The 14,636-nt window shown below is 70.9% G+C and carries 16 protein-coding genes and 1 pseudogene; 9 read left to right on the top strand and 8 right to left on the bottom strand.

Annotated elements, in window-relative coordinates:
* Nucleotides 1-223: 223 nt before the first annotated feature.
* The 4 genes from ADY59_RS41700 (at nucleotide 224) to ADY59_RS41685 (ending at nucleotide 4,144) form a co-directional block, all read left to right on the top strand.
* Nucleotides 224-1,288, top strand: a complete 1,065-nt coding sequence (locus ADY59_RS41700; RefSeq protein ID WP_053175652.1) for a pyridoxal-phosphate dependent enzyme — start codon at nucleotides 224-226, stop codon at nucleotides 1,286-1,288.
* A 78-nt stretch (nucleotides 1,289-1,366) separates the two neighbouring features.
* Nucleotides 1,367-1,882, top strand: a complete 516-nt coding sequence (locus ADY59_RS41695; protein ID WP_049575055.1) for a DinB family protein — start codon at nucleotides 1,367-1,369, stop codon at nucleotides 1,880-1,882.
* Nucleotides 1,883-2,018: 136 nt separating this feature from the next.
* Nucleotides 2,019-3,347: a hypothetical protein gene (locus ADY59_RS51985; protein WP_049575052.1), complete on the top strand. Its 1,329-nt coding sequence runs from the start codon at nucleotides 2,019-2,021 to the stop codon at nucleotides 3,345-3,347.
* Nucleotides 3,344-4,144, top strand: a complete 801-nt coding sequence (locus ADY59_RS41685) for a substrate-binding periplasmic protein (protein WP_053175649.1) — start codon at nucleotides 3,344-3,346, stop codon at nucleotides 4,142-4,144. Before ADY59_RS51985 ends, ADY59_RS41685 begins: the two co-directional genes overlap by 4 nt.
* A gap of 26 nt (nucleotides 4,145-4,170) precedes the next feature.
* Here ADY59_RS41685 and ADY59_RS41680 read toward each other — a convergent pair whose 3' ends face one another.
* A complete protein-coding gene (locus tag ADY59_RS41680; RefSeq protein WP_231619148.1) occupies nucleotides 4,171-5,601 on the bottom strand; it encodes a multicopper oxidase family protein in 1,431 nt (476 codons plus the stop codon).
* A 156-nt stretch (nucleotides 5,602-5,757) separates the two neighbouring features.
* Here ADY59_RS41680 and ADY59_RS41675 point away from each other — a divergent pair, with 156 nt between their 5' ends.
* Together ADY59_RS41675 and ADY59_RS41670 are read left to right on the top strand one after the other, a co-directional pair.
* Nucleotides 5,758-6,357, top strand: a complete 600-nt coding sequence (locus ADY59_RS41675; protein WP_063780950.1) for a TetR/AcrR family transcriptional regulator — start codon at nucleotides 5,758-5,760, stop codon at nucleotides 6,355-6,357.
* On the top strand, nucleotides 6,348-6,854 hold the full coding sequence (locus ADY59_RS41670) for a cupin domain-containing protein (RefSeq protein WP_049575050.1): 507 nt from the start codon (nucleotides 6,348-6,350) through the stop codon (nucleotides 6,852-6,854). Before ADY59_RS41675 ends, ADY59_RS41670 begins: the two co-directional genes overlap by 10 nt.
* A 65-nt stretch (nucleotides 6,855-6,919) precedes the next feature.
* Here ADY59_RS41670 and ADY59_RS41665 read toward each other — a convergent pair whose 3' ends face one another.
* On the bottom strand, nucleotides 6,920-7,930 hold the full coding sequence (locus ADY59_RS41665) for an ABC transporter substrate-binding protein (protein ID WP_063780949.1): 1,011 nt from the start codon (nucleotides 7,928-7,930) through the stop codon (nucleotides 6,920-6,922).
* A gap of 101 nt (nucleotides 7,931-8,031) precedes the next feature.
* Nucleotides 8,032-8,454, bottom strand: a complete 423-nt coding sequence (locus tag ADY59_RS41660; RefSeq protein WP_049575048.1) for a hypothetical protein — start codon at nucleotides 8,452-8,454, stop codon at nucleotides 8,032-8,034.
* 122 nt (nucleotides 8,455-8,576) lie between these two features.
* Here ADY59_RS41660 and ADY59_RS41655 point away from each other — a divergent pair, with 122 nt between their 5' ends.
* Nucleotides 8,577-9,365, top strand: a complete 789-nt coding sequence (locus ADY59_RS41655) for a helix-turn-helix domain-containing protein (protein WP_049575047.1) — start codon at nucleotides 8,577-8,579, stop codon at nucleotides 9,363-9,365.
* Nucleotides 9,366-9,383: 18 nt separating this feature from the next.
* On the opposite strand, the gene proS is transcribed toward ADY59_RS41655, so the two are convergent.
* From proS to ADY59_RS41640, 3 genes are all read right to left on the bottom strand, one after another.
* A complete protein-coding gene (gene proS / locus ADY59_RS41650) occupies nucleotides 9,384-10,817 on the bottom strand; it encodes a proline--tRNA ligase (protein ID WP_049575046.1) in 1,434 nt (477 codons plus the stop codon).
* 115 nt (nucleotides 10,818-10,932) lie between these two features.
* Nucleotides 10,933-11,655: a cation transporter gene (locus ADY59_RS41645; RefSeq protein ID WP_049575045.1), complete on the bottom strand. Its 723-nt coding sequence runs from the start codon at nucleotides 11,653-11,655 to the stop codon at nucleotides 10,933-10,935.
* On the bottom strand, nucleotides 11,652-12,122 hold the full coding sequence (locus tag ADY59_RS41640) for an ArsR/SmtB family transcription factor (protein ID WP_082310805.1): 471 nt from the start codon (nucleotides 12,120-12,122) through the stop codon (nucleotides 11,652-11,654). Before ADY59_RS41640 ends, ADY59_RS41645 begins: the two co-directional genes overlap by 4 nt.
* Before the next feature lie 200 nt (nucleotides 12,123-12,322).
* Between ADY59_RS41640 and ADY59_RS50735 the strand changes: the two genes are divergently transcribed.
* Both ADY59_RS50735 and ADY59_RS41635 read left to right on the top strand, forming a co-directional pair.
* On the top strand, nucleotides 12,323-12,652 hold the full coding sequence (locus ADY59_RS50735; protein ID WP_156326068.1) for a hypothetical protein: 330 nt from the start codon (nucleotides 12,323-12,325) through the stop codon (nucleotides 12,650-12,652).
* A 163-nt stretch (nucleotides 12,653-12,815) separates the two neighbouring features.
* Nucleotides 12,816-13,184, top strand: coding sequence for a hypothetical protein (locus tag ADY59_RS41635; protein ID WP_049575042.1), 369 nt, complete (start codon nucleotides 12,816-12,818; stop codon nucleotides 13,182-13,184).
* Nucleotides 13,185-13,242: 58 nt separating this feature from the next.
* Here the strand turns inward: ADY59_RS41635 and ADY59_RS41630 are convergent, their stop codons facing one another.
* Both ADY59_RS41630 and ADY59_RS41625 read right to left on the bottom strand, forming a co-directional pair.
* Nucleotides 13,243-14,304 carry a spore photoproduct lyase family protein gene (locus ADY59_RS41630; protein WP_049575039.1) on the bottom strand — a complete coding sequence of 354 codons (1,062 nt, stop codon included), beginning with the start codon at nucleotides 14,302-14,304 and terminating at the stop codon, nucleotides 13,243-13,245.
* Between the two features lie 24 nt (nucleotides 14,305-14,328).
* Nucleotides 14,329-14,636: pseudogene (locus ADY59_RS41625) on the bottom strand (formamidopyrimidine-DNA glycolase); the annotation flags it as partial.

Genomic DNA, 14,636 nt, shown 5'->3' with positions numbered 1-14,636 from the left:
CACCCCGACGTGCACTTCCCCACCCCGCAGGAGGTCCTCAGGAGCCTGGAACCGCGCGACGGCGAGTGGCAGGTGGAGCTCGCCGAAGAGCACGAACGCGTCCAGACGCGCCCCGACGGCCGCCCGGGCACCCGTACGGACAACGTGCTCAAGCTCCGGCGCGTCACCGGCTGAGCGCCGCGGGGGCGACGGTGCTGGACTGGACGCGGGCAGGGCGGGCAACGTGGAACGTGTGCTGCACGACACCTGGTACGCCCGACCCGCCGCCCGCTCCTGGACCTGCGAGCCCGCCCCCGCCGGGGTGCGGGAGTTCCACGCCGCCCTGGCGGGCTACGCGCCCACCCCGCTGACCGAGACCCCCGGGCCGGCCGCCGGCCTGGGGGTGGCCTGCCTCCTCGTCAAGGACGAGTCGAGCCGGCTGGGCCTGCCCGCGTTCAAGGCGCTGGGCGCCTCCTGGGCGATCCACCGGATCCTCGCCGCCCGCCCGGGGGACGACCCCGTACTGCTGGTCACCGCCACCGACGGCAACCACGGCCGGGCGGTGGCGCGCATGGCGCGGCTGTTCGGGCAGCGGGCGCGCGTGTTCGTGCCCAAGGGCGTGCACCCGGCGGCGGTGGCGGCCATCGCGGCCGAGGGGGCGCGGGTCACGGAGGTCGGCGGCGACTACGACGAGGCTGTACGCGGCGCCGCCCGGGCGGCGGACGAACCCGGCGCGGTGCTCGTCCAGGACACCGCGTGGCCCGGCTACGAGGAGACGCCCGGGTGGATCGTGGAGGGCTACTCGACGCTGTTCGCCGAGCTGGACGAGCAGCTGCCGGGCACCCCTGACCTGGTCGTCGTCCCGGCCGGAGTCGGGTCGCTCGCGCAGGCGGCGGTGAGGCACTACCGGGCCGGCACGGGGGCGCCGGCGCTCATGACGGTGGAGCCCGATTCGGCGGCCTGCGTGCTGGCGAGCCTGCTGCGGGGCGCGCCCGTCAGCGTCGAGACCGGCGGCACGATCATGGCGGGGCTCAACTGCGGCACACCGTCCAGCCTGGCGTGGCCGTACCTGCGGGACGGCCTGGACGCGGCGGTGGCGATCAGCGACGCCGACAGCGCCGCCGCCGCCCGCGACCTGGCCGCGGACGGGATCGCGGCCGGCCCGTGCGGCGCGGCGGCGCTCGCGGGCGCCCGGGCGGCCCTGACCGGCGAGGGCGCCGAGGCCCGCCGCGCCGCACTGGGCGTCGGCCCGGGCGCCACGGTCGTCCTGCTCAGCACCGAGGGCCCGGACGCCAATCCGGCCCTGTGACCTGCGACTGATCGCCGAGGCGGCCCCCGGTGAAAATGACGTGCGCCGGGCGGGGCAGTCACAGTATCGTCCGTCGCCATGACGCCTCCACGCATCCGGCCCCCCTTCGTCGCGGACGAGCGCACCCAGCTCGTCGGCTGGCTCGACATGCAGCGCGCCATCGTGCACTGGAAATGTGAGGGGCTGTCGGAAGAGGATGCCCACCGTCCGGTCCTGCCGGACTCGCCGCTGATGACGATGGCCGGCCTGGTGTCGCACCTGCGCTGGGTCGAGCACTGCTGGTTCGAGGTCCTGTTCATGGGCGGCCCCGCCGTCGGCCCGCAGTTCGACGAGGGCGTTCCCGAGGACGCGGACATGATGGTCGACGACATCCCGCTCGCCCGCCTCCTCGAGGAGTACGAGCGGCAGTGCGCCGTGTCCAACGACATCGTGGCCACGCACTCCCTGGACGACGTCGGCAAGCATCCGGACTTCCGCTCCGCCGCCGCCAGCCTGCGCTGGATGCTCATCCACATGGTCGAGGAGACCGGCCGGCACGCCGGCCACCTCGACACCGTGCGCGAACTCGTCGACGGCCGCAAGGGCTACTACTGAGCATCTCCGTCGACGTCCCGGCGGCCCCCCTTGCGTAGCCGCCGTGCCCGCGGCCATGCTCGATCTCGCAGCACGAGTCGATCTCGGGAGGCGCGGTGCACACCCAGGATCCCGGAGTCCCCCGCGGGAGCCGCCCATGACGGTGACGGTGACGCCGCCGGTGCGGCGCAAGGTGGCGGTCTCCAGACGGGTACGCACCCTGGCCGGGCTGTCCGTGCTGTCGCTGGCGCTGCTGCTGACCGCGATCCTGGCCGGCGCCGCGAGCACGGGCTCCAGCCTGCGCACCATCGGGCACGACGCCGGCCCGCAGGTGCTCGCCACCACGGGCCTGTATCGGCAGATGTCGGAGATGGACGCGCTGGTGGCCGAAACCCTGCTGCTCGGCAGGGAGTACGGGCCGCAGCAGCAGGCCGACCTCACCCTCTACGACCAGCGGCGGCTGGACATCTCCGAGAGCCTGCTCAAGGCCTACCGGCTGGCCCTGGACAACCCCACCGAGCAGCGCACGGTCGAATCGCTGATCGAAGGGCTGGGCCGCTACGAACGGCTGGCCGCCCAGGCGCGGCTGCTCGACGCGCAGTCCGGGCACACCGCGGGCCCGCCGCCCGACCACGTGGTCGGGGCCTACCAGCGGGCCACCGACCTCATGCACCGCGAACTGCTGCCCAAGGCCTACAACCTGACCCTGGAGACCGGCACGATCGTCAGGCGGGCGCACGACGCCGAGCGATCGGCCACCTCGCTGGCCCGCATCGCGGTCATCGTCACCGGCCTGCTCGCGCTGGCCTGCCTGCTGGCCCTGCAGACCTACCTGACCAGCAGGTTCCGCCGGGTCTTCGCGCCGGCCCTGGTGCTCGCCACCGTGCTGGGCGCGGCCGGCCTGGTGACCGGCGCCGTCCTGATCAACCAGCAGGGCCAGGCGCTGGAGGCGGCCAAGCGCGGCGGGTTCGACTCGGTGCTCACCCTGACCAGGGCGCGGGCGATCAGCAAGAGCATGCACGGGGACCAGAGCCGCTACCTGCTCGACCACTTCCGCAGGGACACCTACGAACACACCTTCCTGGACAAGGCCCGCACCGTCGCCGCCGTCGAGTCCACCAGCCTGCCCGACTACCAGAGCAAGCTGCGGGCGGACTTCCAGGGGCTGCTCGGCGGCCTGACCGGCGAGGACCGGGCCAGGCTCTTCGCCGCCTACCAGAAGTTCCAGCAGGCTGACGCGCGGATGCGCACCATGTCGGGCGAAGCGGCGATCAAGTTCTGGGACGGCGAGCTCACCCGGGCCTACGAGAGCTACGACAAGTCGCTGGAGGAGCTGGTCCGGCGGCACGAGTCCGACTTCGAGCGCGCCATCGACAGCGGCGACGGAGCCCTGGAGACGCTGTGGCGGCTGATCCCCGCGGGGCTGGCGGCCGGCGCCCTGCTCGTCCTGGTCGGCGTCTGGCCACGACTCCGGGAGTACCGGTGAGACGACTGCTGATCTGCCTGATCCTGCTGCTCACCGCCTGCGGCGCAACGCGGCCGGACTCCCTCGTGGACAAGGACGAGCTGATCGTCGCCATTCGCTCCGACGTGCCGCTGATCAGCTTCAAGGGGCAGGACGGCGCCTACCACGGCTTCAACATCGACGTGGCCGGGGACCTCGTCTCCCGGCTGGGCAAGCGGATCCGCTGGCTGGAGATCAAGGCCGGCGACCAGCTCACCGTGCTCACCGACGGGCGCGCCGACCTCGTCTTCGCCCACATGTCGGTCACCCCGGAGCGCAAGAAGGTGATCGACTTCGCCGGGCCGTACCACGTCGACTTCCAGGACATCGCGGTACGGCCCGCCGACCAGGCCGCCATCCGGGACGTACGCGATCTGGAGGGCCGCAAGATCTGCTGGGTGCGCGGCACGAACATCGCCCAGCGGATCATCGACGAGCGCGGGGTCGAGGCGGTCGCCGTCGCGGCCCCCGACTACGACGTCTGCCTGGAGATGATCGAGGACGGCAGGATCGACGCCATCTCCACCAACAGCCAGATCCTGGCGGGACTGCTCACCAAACCGGGCGTCGACCTGCACCTGGTGGGCGCGACCTTCAACGAGCAACGCACCTCGATCGGCGTCCGCAAGGGCGACGTCGACGGTTGCGAGGAGCTCAACCGGGCCATCACCCAGATGTACCAGGACGGCACCGCGCACATGCTGCTGGACAAGTGGTTCGGCAAATCGGGCATCGACCTGTCGGTGATCGCCGTCCCGCAGTTCGAGGGCTGCTCCTGAAGGGCGGCGGACGGTCGCCGACGGGCTCAGTGCTTCATGCCGTGCTGGTGCCGGGGCGCCTTGCCGTAGCCGAGCACGCCCATCATGCCCTGCTCCTGGTGGTAGAGGTTGTGGCAGTGGAACATCCACTCGCCGGGGTTGTCGGCGTGCACGTCGATCTTCACGCGCTTGCGCGGCATGATGTTCACGGTGTCCTTCCTCGGGCCGCCCCGGTCGCTGGTCCGGACCTGGAAGGTGTGGCCGTGCAGGTGCATGGGATGCCACATGTGCGTGTCGTTGTGCAGGATGATCCTGATCGTCTCGCCCCGGTCGACCCGCAGGCGCATCGGATCCGTGGCGAGGCGGCCGTTGAGCGTCCACTCGCCGCCGCCCGGGAGGTCGCGCAGGCCGAGCGTGACGGTGACGGTCCGGGACGGAAGGCGGAGATGGTCGGCACGTCGCGCCCGCAGATCCTGATATTTCAGCATCCGCCGGTCAAGCTCCGGCACCTTGCCGTCCCGCGACGGCGTGCGGGCGTGGCGCGTGGTCCGCACCACCGCGAACGCCCTCCCGCTCTTGCCCTCCGCCATCGCCATCAGCGGGAACGCCCCCGCGTCCAGCGTGGTGACGAAGTCGTAGCGTTCGCCCATGCCGATCACGAACGCGTCCACCGTGACGGGCTCGCAGGGGAACCCGTCGGTGTGGGTGACGGTCATGCGGTGCCCGCCGAGCGCGACCCGGAAAGCGGTGTCGGCACCCGCGTTGATCACCCGGAACCTGACCCTCGTGCCTGGCCGGCTGAGGAACGTCGTGGGCTCGTCCGCGGTGCGGCCGTTGACCAGGTAGTAGGGGTAGCGCACGTGCCCCGAGACGCCGCGGAGGACCGGGCTGCTCAGGCTCACGTCATGCGTGGTCGCGCTCACCCGCTGCTGTGAGTCGTCGGGCGTGCCCCTGACGCCGTCCTGCCAGTCGTCGAGCACGACCGTGAACTCCTGGTCGTAGCCGAGCGGCTCGCGTGGGTCCGCCACGATGAGCGCGCCGTACAGGCCGCGGTCGCTCTGCATGCCGACGTGCGAGTGGTAGAAGTACGTGCCGGGGTCGGGGACGGTGAACACGTAGTCAAAAGTGCCGCCGGGCGGGGTCGCCCGCTGGGAGAAGCCGGGGGCGCCGTCCATGTCCGCGGCGATCCTGATGCCGTGCCAGTGCACGGTGGTCGGCGCGGGCAGGTCGTTGACGAGCCTGGCCCGTACGGTGCCGCCTGCCGTGGCGCGGATGGTGGGACCGGGCAGCTCGCCGCCGTAGGTCCACGTGGACAGGGCCCGCCCGCCGAGGAACACGGTGGCGGGCCGGGCCCGCAGCACCCCTCCCCCGGCCGCCGCGGCGGCGACCCCGCCGGCGGCCGCGGGAGCGGTGCCCAGCGCGGCGAACATGCCGCTGACGAACAACCTGCGGGACACAGCCCTGCGCACATCATTCACTGCCGATCCTCTCGTTCACCCGGCAAGGTAACGGAGAGTCACCCCGCGTGCGCGACGCCACGCTAGCTCAGTAATACGAAACTCATGTTGCGTAATAGGTTCGCCCGGAGTATCTTTTATTTCGCTACACGAGTTGCGAAATAGGGAGGGTTCGTGATGGCGCCTCGCGGACGACCGCGTGACACGCAGGTGGACGAGCGGGTGCTGCGGATCGCCGCCGCCCTGATCGCCGAGCGCGGATACACCGGGCTGTCCATCGACGAGGTGGCCGAGCAGGCGGGCGTGGCCAAGACCACGCTGTACCGCCGCTGGCCGACCAGGGATCACCTGGCCGTCGCGGTGGTCGCGCGGCTGCAGGCGGACGACGAGATCACCGATACCGGCGACATCCGGGCCGACCTCGTCGACTATCTGGAGAAGATCGCCGCCGGCCTCAACCGCATGCGCACCGCGGGTGGCCGTGAGGGCGCGTCGGCAGGGGTGGCCGGCGAGCTGGTGGGCGCCGCGGCCAGGCACGAGGACATCGGCCGGCTGGCCCGCGATCAGTACGCCCGGCGCAACGCCCTCGCGCTCGCCCTCATCGAACGGGCGCGCCTGCGCGGCGAACTCCGCGCGGACCTGGATGCCGAGGCGCTGTTCGACCAGCTGGCCGGAGCCCTCTACTACCGAGTGATGATCACGGGCGCGGCGGTCGACCGCGCCTACGCGGAGCGGCTGGTGTCGTCCGCGCTCGAAGGGAGCCTGACATGTCCATGATCGTAGAAACGGCCGTCGTCCGCGAGGCCGACGCCGAGTCCATCGTCTCCCCCGCGGCCACGGGGCGGCTGCTGCTCGACTCCAGCGACACCGGCGGCGCGCTGAGCACCATCCGGATGACCCTCGCCGCGGGCGCGGACGGCGCCGTGCCGCACCACCACGCCACCTCGACCGAGCTGTTCTACCTGCTGGAGGGAAAGGCCCGCGTCCTTTCGGGCACGGAGATCGTGACGCTGGAGGCGGGTGACGTGGCGGCGGTGCCCCCGATGACGCCCCACGCCTTCGCCGCCGCCCCAGGCCACACCGCCGACCTGCTCATCGTCGTCGCCCCAGGGATCCAGCGTTTCGAGTACTTCCGCCTGCTCGACCGCCTCCGCAGGGGCGAGGCCACGCTGGAGGAACTGCTCGCCTCCCAGGAGCTCTACGACAACCACTTCCTCGACAGCCCCGCCTGGACCCGCGACCGCCAGGCGTCCGCATCCCAGGCCGGCGTCTGAGGAGACCTCCGACGTCCCCGCCCTCCGGCCTGCTGCCAGGTGGCGCCACAGCGCGGGGCGACGCCTCAGGCGGGAGGTTCGGCGACCTCCGCGGCGAACCTGCCGACGAGCGCCTGCTTGGCGCGCCCGGCGACCTCCACGTCGTAGGGGACCAGCTTGACCGTCGCCGGGTCGGCCGCCTTGGAGTGCGCCGGCACCTCGGTGTTGGTGGGCAGGGCGTAGAACTGCACCAGCGGCCCCAGCCGCTGGGACGCTCCGCTCAGCGCCCAGTCGACGTACGTGCGCGCGCTGTCGGGGTTGTGCGCCCCGGCCAGCACGGCCAGCCCGCCGAGCTCGTAGCCGGTGCCCTCCTGCGGGAAGGTCACCTCCAGGTTCGGGTAGCCCTGCTCCTGCGCGGCGACGCAGTCGTGGGAGAAGACCACGCCCACGGCCGCCTCCTCCTTGGCCGCCTGAACGGCGGCCGCGCTGCCGGAGGAGTTGTAGCGCAGCACGTTCGGGTGCAGGCCGCGCATGTAGCTGAGCGCCGCGTCCTGATCGCCGCCGTTGAGCTCCACCTGCGTCCACAGGGCGGTGTACGCGGTCCCGGACGTCGCGGGATGGGCGATGGCGACGCCGCCGCGCAGCCGCTCGTCCAGCAGTTCCCGCCAGGAGCGGATCGGCTTCATGCCCCGCTCGGCCAGCTCCTCGGTGTTGTTGCAGAAGGCGAGCACGCCGGCGTAGATCCCGCTCCAGGTGTGTTCCCGATCGATCCAGTGCTCCCGGATCTCACCCGACTTCTCGGATTCGTACGCCTCCAGCAGCCCCTGGTTCTTGGCGGCCACGTAGGAGTCGGCCGGACCGCCATGCCAGACGTCGAACTCCTGCCGCGCCCTGGCCGACCTGATCCGCTCCAGCGCCTCCCCGCTCGACAGCCGGACGAAGTCGGCCTCCACGCCGGTGGCGTCGGAGAACCTCTTGACCATCATCGCGCACCACCGCTCGCCGGCCCCGCACGCGACCGTGACCTTGTCCCGGCGCGGCGTCGAACAGCCCGCGGCCAGCAGGACCGCTACCAGGGCGATGGCCAACGGTCTCATAGCGTCTCCAAGGGGTCGCCGACGTTCCGCTCATGCCGATCCCCATTCGACACTCCCCCCGGAGCCTCACGCAACCGATCTCCGCCGCGCCGGCCCCGCGATCACAACCGAGCGGACGGGCGTGGTGTCCCCGCGGCCCGGTAGCCGACGAACTCCAGCCCGGCGTAGACCGCGACCACCAGCGCGCCGGTCAGCATGAAGACGACTCCCAAACCGGTTAGCGGCAGCACGTCGGCGAACACAAGGACCAGCAGCGCGACACACGACAGCGCGTTGCCCGCGACGACGAACGCCACGTACCGCGCCGGAATGCGCGGATACCCGGCGATGAGGCCGAGCGCGGCGGCTCCGCCCAGCATGGCCACGCCGAACGGGACGGACCAGGCCGTCGGCAGGCCGAGCGGGCCGCTGAGCGGTTGCGCGGCGGCGAGCATCACCACGCCGAAGACGGCGGTGCTCCACCCGTCGATCCGCAGGATTCTGCGCAGCGGTTCGGTGGCGTCCGGGTGCCGGGGGGCACTCATACAGATCTCCTCTTCCCGAGTGGTCTCTGACCGGGACGACCATGTCACCGCAGGGGTCATGAGCTCAATAACGTCAGAGGTCATGGCCGCCCCCACCTGGCGGGGGGCCTATCCTCCTCGGCATGGATCCGGAACAGCCGTCCCACGTGGGAGCCCTGCTGCGGGAGTGGCGGCAGCGCCGCAGGCTCAGCCAGCTCGATCTCGCCAACCTGGCAGACACCTCGGCGCGGCACCTGTCGTACCTGGAGAACGGCCGTGCCCGCCCGAGCCGGAAGATGCTGCTGCGCCTCTCGGCCGCACTGGAGGTGCCGCTGCGCGAGCGCAACACCCTGCTGCTGGCCGCCGACTACGCCCCGGCGTACCGGGAGAGCAGCCTGGACGACGGCTACATGGCCTCGATCCGCTCCGCGCTGGAGACCATGCTGGCGGCGCACGAGCCGTACCCGGCGGTCGTGATCGACCGGCTCTGGAACGTGGTCCAGGGCAACCGCGCCATGGACGTGCTCATGAGCGGCATCCCGCCGCACCTGCTGAAGCCTCAGCCGAACGTGTTCCGGCTGGTCCTGCACCCCGACGGGCTGGCCGCGCGGCTGGCCAACCTGGGCGAGGTACGGGAGCTCTTCCTCGAACGGCTCTCACACCAGGTCAACGCCACCGGCGACGCCGAACTCCGCACACTGCACGAGGAGGTCGCCCGCTACCCCGTGCCCGAAGGCGAGGACGAGGTCTCACGGCACCGGCCGAGCCCGATCCAGGTGCCGTTGCGCATCCGCACGCCGTTCGGCGAGCTGGCGATGTTCAGCACCATGGCCACCTTCGGCGCCCCGGCCGACGTGACGCTGTCGGAGCTGGCGATCGAACTCTTCTACCCGCTGGACGACTTCACCGCCGCCGCCCTCCGGTCCATGTGACAGGTGGGCGGGGCGGGCTCAGTAGGAGCGGCCGAACAGGACACGCTTGCCATAGGCGGCGGGCTGACCGCAGCGGACGCAGTCTCCGGACTCGGCGGCTCCGTCGAGCGGGACACATCGGGGCGTCGCCGCCGTCTCGGTCTTGATGTCGTCCTCGCAGGCGGCGTCGCCGCAGTGCAGAGCCGAGGCCCAGCCCGTGGTGACGGCGTCGGCGAACGACTCCCAGGTGTCGGCCGCACGCGTGTGGGCGTCGCGGAAGCCGACGGCCCGCCGCAGGAGGAAGTCCTGGAAGTCGTCCAGCACACCGGGCATGATGTCGGCGACCGAATCCAGCGGGATGCTCTGCTTGCCCTCGTCGCCGAGCCGCTTGGCCATGACCACCGTGCCGGACTCCAGGTCACGCGGGCCGAGTTCGAGCCGCACCGGCACGCCGCGAAGCTCCCAGTCGTTGAACCGGTAACCGGGTGAGAGGTGGGCGCGGTCGTCGACATGCGCCCGGACCCCCGCCGCCTTCAGCCGGCCGGCGAGCTCACGAGCGGCGACCACGGGCTGGTCACCTCGGCCGATGGGGACGATCACGACCTGGTACGGAGCCAGGCGGGGCGGCAGGACCAGGCCCTTGTCGTCGCCATGGGTCATGATGACGCCACCGATCATCCGGGTGGACATCCCCCAGGACGTGGTGTGGCACAGTTCGAGTCGCCCGGCCTCGGAGGTGTACTGGATCTCGAAGGCCGAGGCGAAGTTGGTGCCCATGTAGTGGGAGGTGCCCGCCTGCAGCGCCTTGCCGTCGCGCATCATGCCCTCGATGGTGAACGTACGCACCGCGCCCGCGAACCGCTCCCCCGCCGTCTTCTCGCCCGGCACCACCGGGAGCGCCGCGATGTCGCGCGCGACCTCGGTGTAGAGGTCGAGGGCGAGCATCGTCTCGCGCATCGCGTCGGCCTCGTCGGCGTGCGCGGTGTGGCCCTCCTGCCAGAGGAACTCCGTGGTGCGCAGGAACATCCGGGGCCGCAGCTCCCAGCGCACGACGTTGGCCCACTGGTTGAGCAGCAGGGGCAGGTCGCGGTGGGAGGACACCCACTTGGCCATCATCTCGCCGATGATCGTCTCCGACGTGGGCCGGACGACCAGCGGCTCCTCCAGCTCCTTGCCGCCCGCGTGGGTGACGACCGCCAGCTCGGGCGAGAAGCCCTCGACGTGCTGCGCCTCCCGCTGCAGATAGCTCTCGGGGATCAGCAGCGGGAAGTAGGCGTTCTGGTGGCCGGTGTCCTTGATCCGCTGGTCCAGCTCTCCCTGGAGAAGCTCCCACAGACGGTAGCCGTACGGTCGGATGACCATGGTGCCCTTCGCCGGGCCCCGGTCCACCAGCTGGGCCTTGGCCACCAGCTCGTTGTACCAGGCCGAGAAGTCCTCACTTTGAGGGGTCACACCGCGTTCATCACGTCCCATGGGAGAAGGGTATCGGTGTTCGAATCGGCCGAGCACCCGTGCTCGCCGCCGCCTCGATCAGGAGGCGGCCCACCCACGTGTGGCGGTGCAGATGGGGTTGGGGCGAGGGCGAACGTCAGCCTCCGGAGGATGCGCAGCAGGAACAGCCGGGGGCGCAGGTCCCGCATCCCGCGCCCTGTCCCGCGGCGTCGGCGCTGGTAGAGACAGTGGCTGGCGGGGTGGCGCAACAGGCGTCACCCTGCCAGGCCTCGCGACCTTCCTTGACCGCGACGGCCGCGATCACCAGCGCGGCGATCGGATCCGCCCAGGACCAGCCGAACAGACTGTTGAGCGCCAGCCCCACGAGCAGCACCGCCGACAGGTAGGTGCACAGCAGCGTCTGCTTGGAGTCGGCGACGGCGGAAGCGGAGCCGAGCTCGCGGCCGGCGCGGCGCTGGGCGTACGACAGGAAGGGCATGATCACCAGCGACAGGGCCGCCAGGATCAGACCGGGGGTTGAGTGTCCGGCCTCGCCGGCGCCGAGCAGCGCCCGGACGGCGTCGAAGGTGACGTAGGCGGCCAGTGCGAAGAACGAGATCGCGATGACCCGCAGCGCGGTCCTCTCCCGGCGTTCGGGGTCGGCGGCGGAGAACTGCCAGGCCACCGCGGCGGCCGAGGCAACCTCCACCACCGAGTCGAGCCCGAAGCCGATCAGCGCGGCGGAGGAGGCGACGGTGCCGGCGGTGATGGCGACGGCGGCTTCGATCACGTTGTAGGTGATGGTCGCGGCGACCAGCAACCGGATCCGGCGCCGCAGCACCGTACGCCGGTCCGCGGCGGGCAGGTTCAGCGCGGTCACGACACCGCCTCCCCCGTAGCGTTCTCCCCGCCGGTCGGCGTGTCGAGCCGGGCGAGGTCGCGGTCGAGCTCGGCCCGAAGTGCGCTGTGCGCGCCGGCCGTGTCGTGCCGGGTGTCGTGGACAGGGCACAGCACCACGGCGTGGCCGGTGGCGGCCAGCAGGTGCTCGGCGGAAGCCAGCAGGTCCATCAGCTCGGGCCGCGTCAGCGAGTAGAAGGACTGGCGGCCTTCGGCGCGGTATTCGACCAGGTCGCAGTCACGCAGGCACGCCAGGTGCTTGGACACCGTGGACTGGGCCAGGCCGAGCTCGGCGGTCAGGTCGACCACGCGGGCCTCGCCCCGGGCCAGCCGGGCCACGATGCGCAGCCGGGTCTCGTCGGCCAGGGAGTGGAACAGCGCCGCCGCCGGGGAGACGCCGGCGGCGATGTCGGTGCTGACACACCGGCCACCTTCAGGATCAATCGCCATGTGGCGATGATAGCTCGATCTGGCGATGACATCAAAGCGGTAGCAGCGAGCGAGCGCCGATGCGTCACCCCAAGTTGACAGAAACGCGGCGAAGGCTGGCATGAAATCGACTTTCAGGCACGAGAAGCGCGTGGATAACATCCTTATATCGGTTCGCTTTTACCTGGCCATAGGGCCGGGGAATTACGAGAAAGGACGAGATGAAGCTCATCAGAAAAATAGTGGTCGGTGTGTCGATGGCGGCCATGGCCGTGTCGGGCACAGTCATGTCCGCAGCCGTTCCCGCGCACGCCGAGGTGTGGGGCTGTGATGGGATCGTAGAAAGCGATAACGAGGGCCACGGCATCTGTTATGACGGCTTCGGCCCTTATCATGTACGGGTCTCGTGCGCCTCGGCGCACTGGCCCTATACGAGAGAAATCGACGGCCCTGTGGTGTGGAAGGCATCGAATCAGCCTGGGCCGCTGTCCACGGTCAGAGGCGACGGAAGCGGCTGTCACGTCACCAGGGCATGGGTTATCGTCCTCTAGTCGCCCGGCCTGGCTCCGTGACGGAAGAATTCAATTGGTGCAGAGGGCGCCGTGGCGACCGCTGGACGAGCAGCCGTCGGCGGCGTCCCCCGCCCATTGATCGGCCCCGGCGCCTGTCCTCGGTGGACGATCGGGATGCCGTGGAATCGGTCAGGAGGGACACGTGACAGTGGCACGAGTGCTGGTGGTCGGCCTCGATCCGACCAAGATCGAGGGCTGGGACCCGGAGCCGGTCCAGGCGGCGATGGCGCGCGGTCGGGCCCGCTTCGACGACCATGGCATCGAGGCCGACTATTGCCTGCTGGCACTCGAGGAGAACCCCGAAGCAGTGATCAGCGAGGCGCTGACGCGCGGTGAGTACGCCTGCGTGGTGATCGGGGGCGGCATCCGCAAGCACGAGCCGCTGCTCGAATTCTTCGAGAAGGTGGTCAACCTGGTCCGCCGGCTCGCGCCCGACGCGGCCATCGCCTTCAACAGCACGCCCGACGACCCCGCCGACGCCGCCCTGCGGTGGCTGCGCCCAGGCGCGTAGTGGATCATGATCAGGAGCCGGTCGAGTTCGTCGGGGACCCGGCAACCGGCGGCCCCGGTCAGAACGCGTACCGGATGCGGCAGTACGGCAGCCGCTCCTCGATCAGGCCGGTGAGCGCCGCTACGTAACGGCCCTTGTGCCCGTTGCGGTAGCGCACGTTCCACCCGCCGGTCTCCGAGCGCTTGGTCTGCTGCAGCTCCGGCCGCCACAGCACCTCCTCGGCCTTCGGATGCCAGCCGAGGTTGACCTGGTGCAGCCGGTCGTTGTGGGTCAGGAAGATCACCTCTGCGGCGAGCTGCGCGCGCGCCTCGGCGCTCAGGGCGTCGTCGAGCTGGTCGAGCAGCTCCGCCCAGTCCTCCAGCCATCCGTCGCGGACGACGACGGGGCTGAAGTTGACGTGCACCTCGTACCCGGCCGCCACGAAGTCACCGATCGCCGAGATGCGGTCGGCGATCGGCGAGGTGCGGATGTCGAGCAGCTTGGAGTCGGCCGCCGGCATGAGGCTGAACCGCACCCTGGTGCGCCCCCGGGGCTCCCAGCCGAGCAGGTCGCGGTTGACGTACTTGGTGGCGAAGCTGGCCTTGGCATGGGGCAGCCGGCCGAACAGCTCCACCAGGTCCCGCACGTTGTCGGACACCGTAGCGTCGAGCGAGCAGTCGGAGTTCTCCCCGATGTCGTAGACCCAGGCGTGCGGGTCGATCTGGTCGGGCTCGGCCTTGACGCCCTGCCGGCCGGCGTGCCGCTCGACGTACCCCAGGATCCGGTCGATGTTGGCGAAGACCGTGATCGGATTGCTGTAGCCCTTGCGGCGCGGCACGTAGCAGTAGGCGCAGGCCATCGCGCAGCCGTTGGCCGTGGAGGGGGCGATGAAGTGGGCGGAGCGGCCGTTGGGGCGCGCGGTCAGCGACTTCTTGACCCCGAGCACGAGGGCCTCGGTCTTGATGCGGACCCAGCGGGCCACGTTCGCCTCGTCGCCGTGAAGTTCGGGGATGCGGTGGTGGCTCTCGACCTCGACACGCTCGGCGCCGGGGAAGCGGGCCAGAATCTCCTGACCTCGCGGCAGCTCGGCGGCGGCGGGCTCCAGGTAGATACGCCGTATGTCCAGTAGCGATTCACGCATTGTGCTAGCCATGTCACTTTCAGCCTACTGGGGCTGGTCACGTGGACAGGCGTACGCGATCCTGGAGGCGAGCTGCCAGGTCTCGACGGGCGTACCGCAGCGTCGGCAGCGCTCGCGCTTGTACACCCAGCGCTCGTCCGGCGCGGACGGGTCGCTGACGACCTGCCCCGCGTCCCTCCCCAGGGCGAGGTACGCGACCGCCGCCTCCCACAGCCCCCGCGCCGCCGACGCGTCGACGCCCCGCCTGCCGGGATGCAGCCCCGTGAGAAAGAGCAGCTCCGCCCGCCAGGCGTTCCCGATGCCCGCCCACACCTTCTGATCGAGCACCCCGG

This window comes from Nonomuraea sp. SBT364 (assembly GCF_001083785.1).
Taxonomy (GTDB): Bacteria; Actinomycetota; Actinomycetes; order Streptosporangiales; family Streptosporangiaceae; genus Nonomuraea.
This window is presented reverse-complemented; position numbering and strand designations above follow the sequence as displayed.

Bases quoted from the DNA above. Each gene is read 5' to 3' on its own strand.
- ADY59_RS41695 (WP_049575055.1), top strand. From the start codon at position 1,367: ATGACGCCTCCACGCATCCGGCCCCCCTTCGTCGCGGACGAGCGCACC.
- ADY59_RS51985 (WP_049575052.1), top strand. From the start codon at position 2,019: ATGACGGTGACGGTGACGCCGCCGGTGCGGCGCAAGGTGGCGGTCTCC.
- ADY59_RS41675 (WP_063780950.1), top strand. From the start codon at position 5,758: ATGGCGCCTCGCGGACGACCGCGTGACACGCAGGTGGACGAGCGGGTG.
- ADY59_RS41670 (WP_049575050.1), top strand. From the start codon at position 6,348: ATGTCCATGATCGTAGAAACGGCCGTCGTCCGCGAGGCCGACGCCGAG.
- ADY59_RS41665 (WP_063780949.1), bottom strand. From the start codon at position 7,930: ATGAGACCGTTGGCCATCGCCCTGGTAGCGGTCCTGCTGGCCGCGGGC.
- ADY59_RS41660 (WP_049575048.1), bottom strand. From the start codon at position 8,454: ATGAGTGCCCCCCGGCACCCGGACGCCACCGAACCGCTGCGCAGAATC.
- ADY59_RS41655 (WP_049575047.1), top strand. From the start codon at position 8,577: ATGGATCCGGAACAGCCGTCCCACGTGGGAGCCCTGCTGCGGGAGTGG.
- proS (WP_049575046.1), bottom strand. From the start codon at position 10,817: ATGGGACGTGATGAACGCGGTGTGACCCCTCAAAGTGAGGACTTCTCG.
- ADY59_RS41640 (WP_082310805.1), bottom strand. From the start codon at position 12,122: ATGGCGATTGATCCTGAAGGTGGCCGGTGTGTCAGCACCGACATCGCC.
- ADY59_RS50735 (WP_156326068.1), top strand. From the start codon at position 12,323: ATGAAGCTCATCAGAAAAATAGTGGTCGGTGTGTCGATGGCGGCCATG.
- ADY59_RS41630 (WP_049575039.1), bottom strand. From the start codon at position 14,304: ATGCGTGAATCGCTACTGGACATACGGCGTATCTACCTGGAGCCCGCC.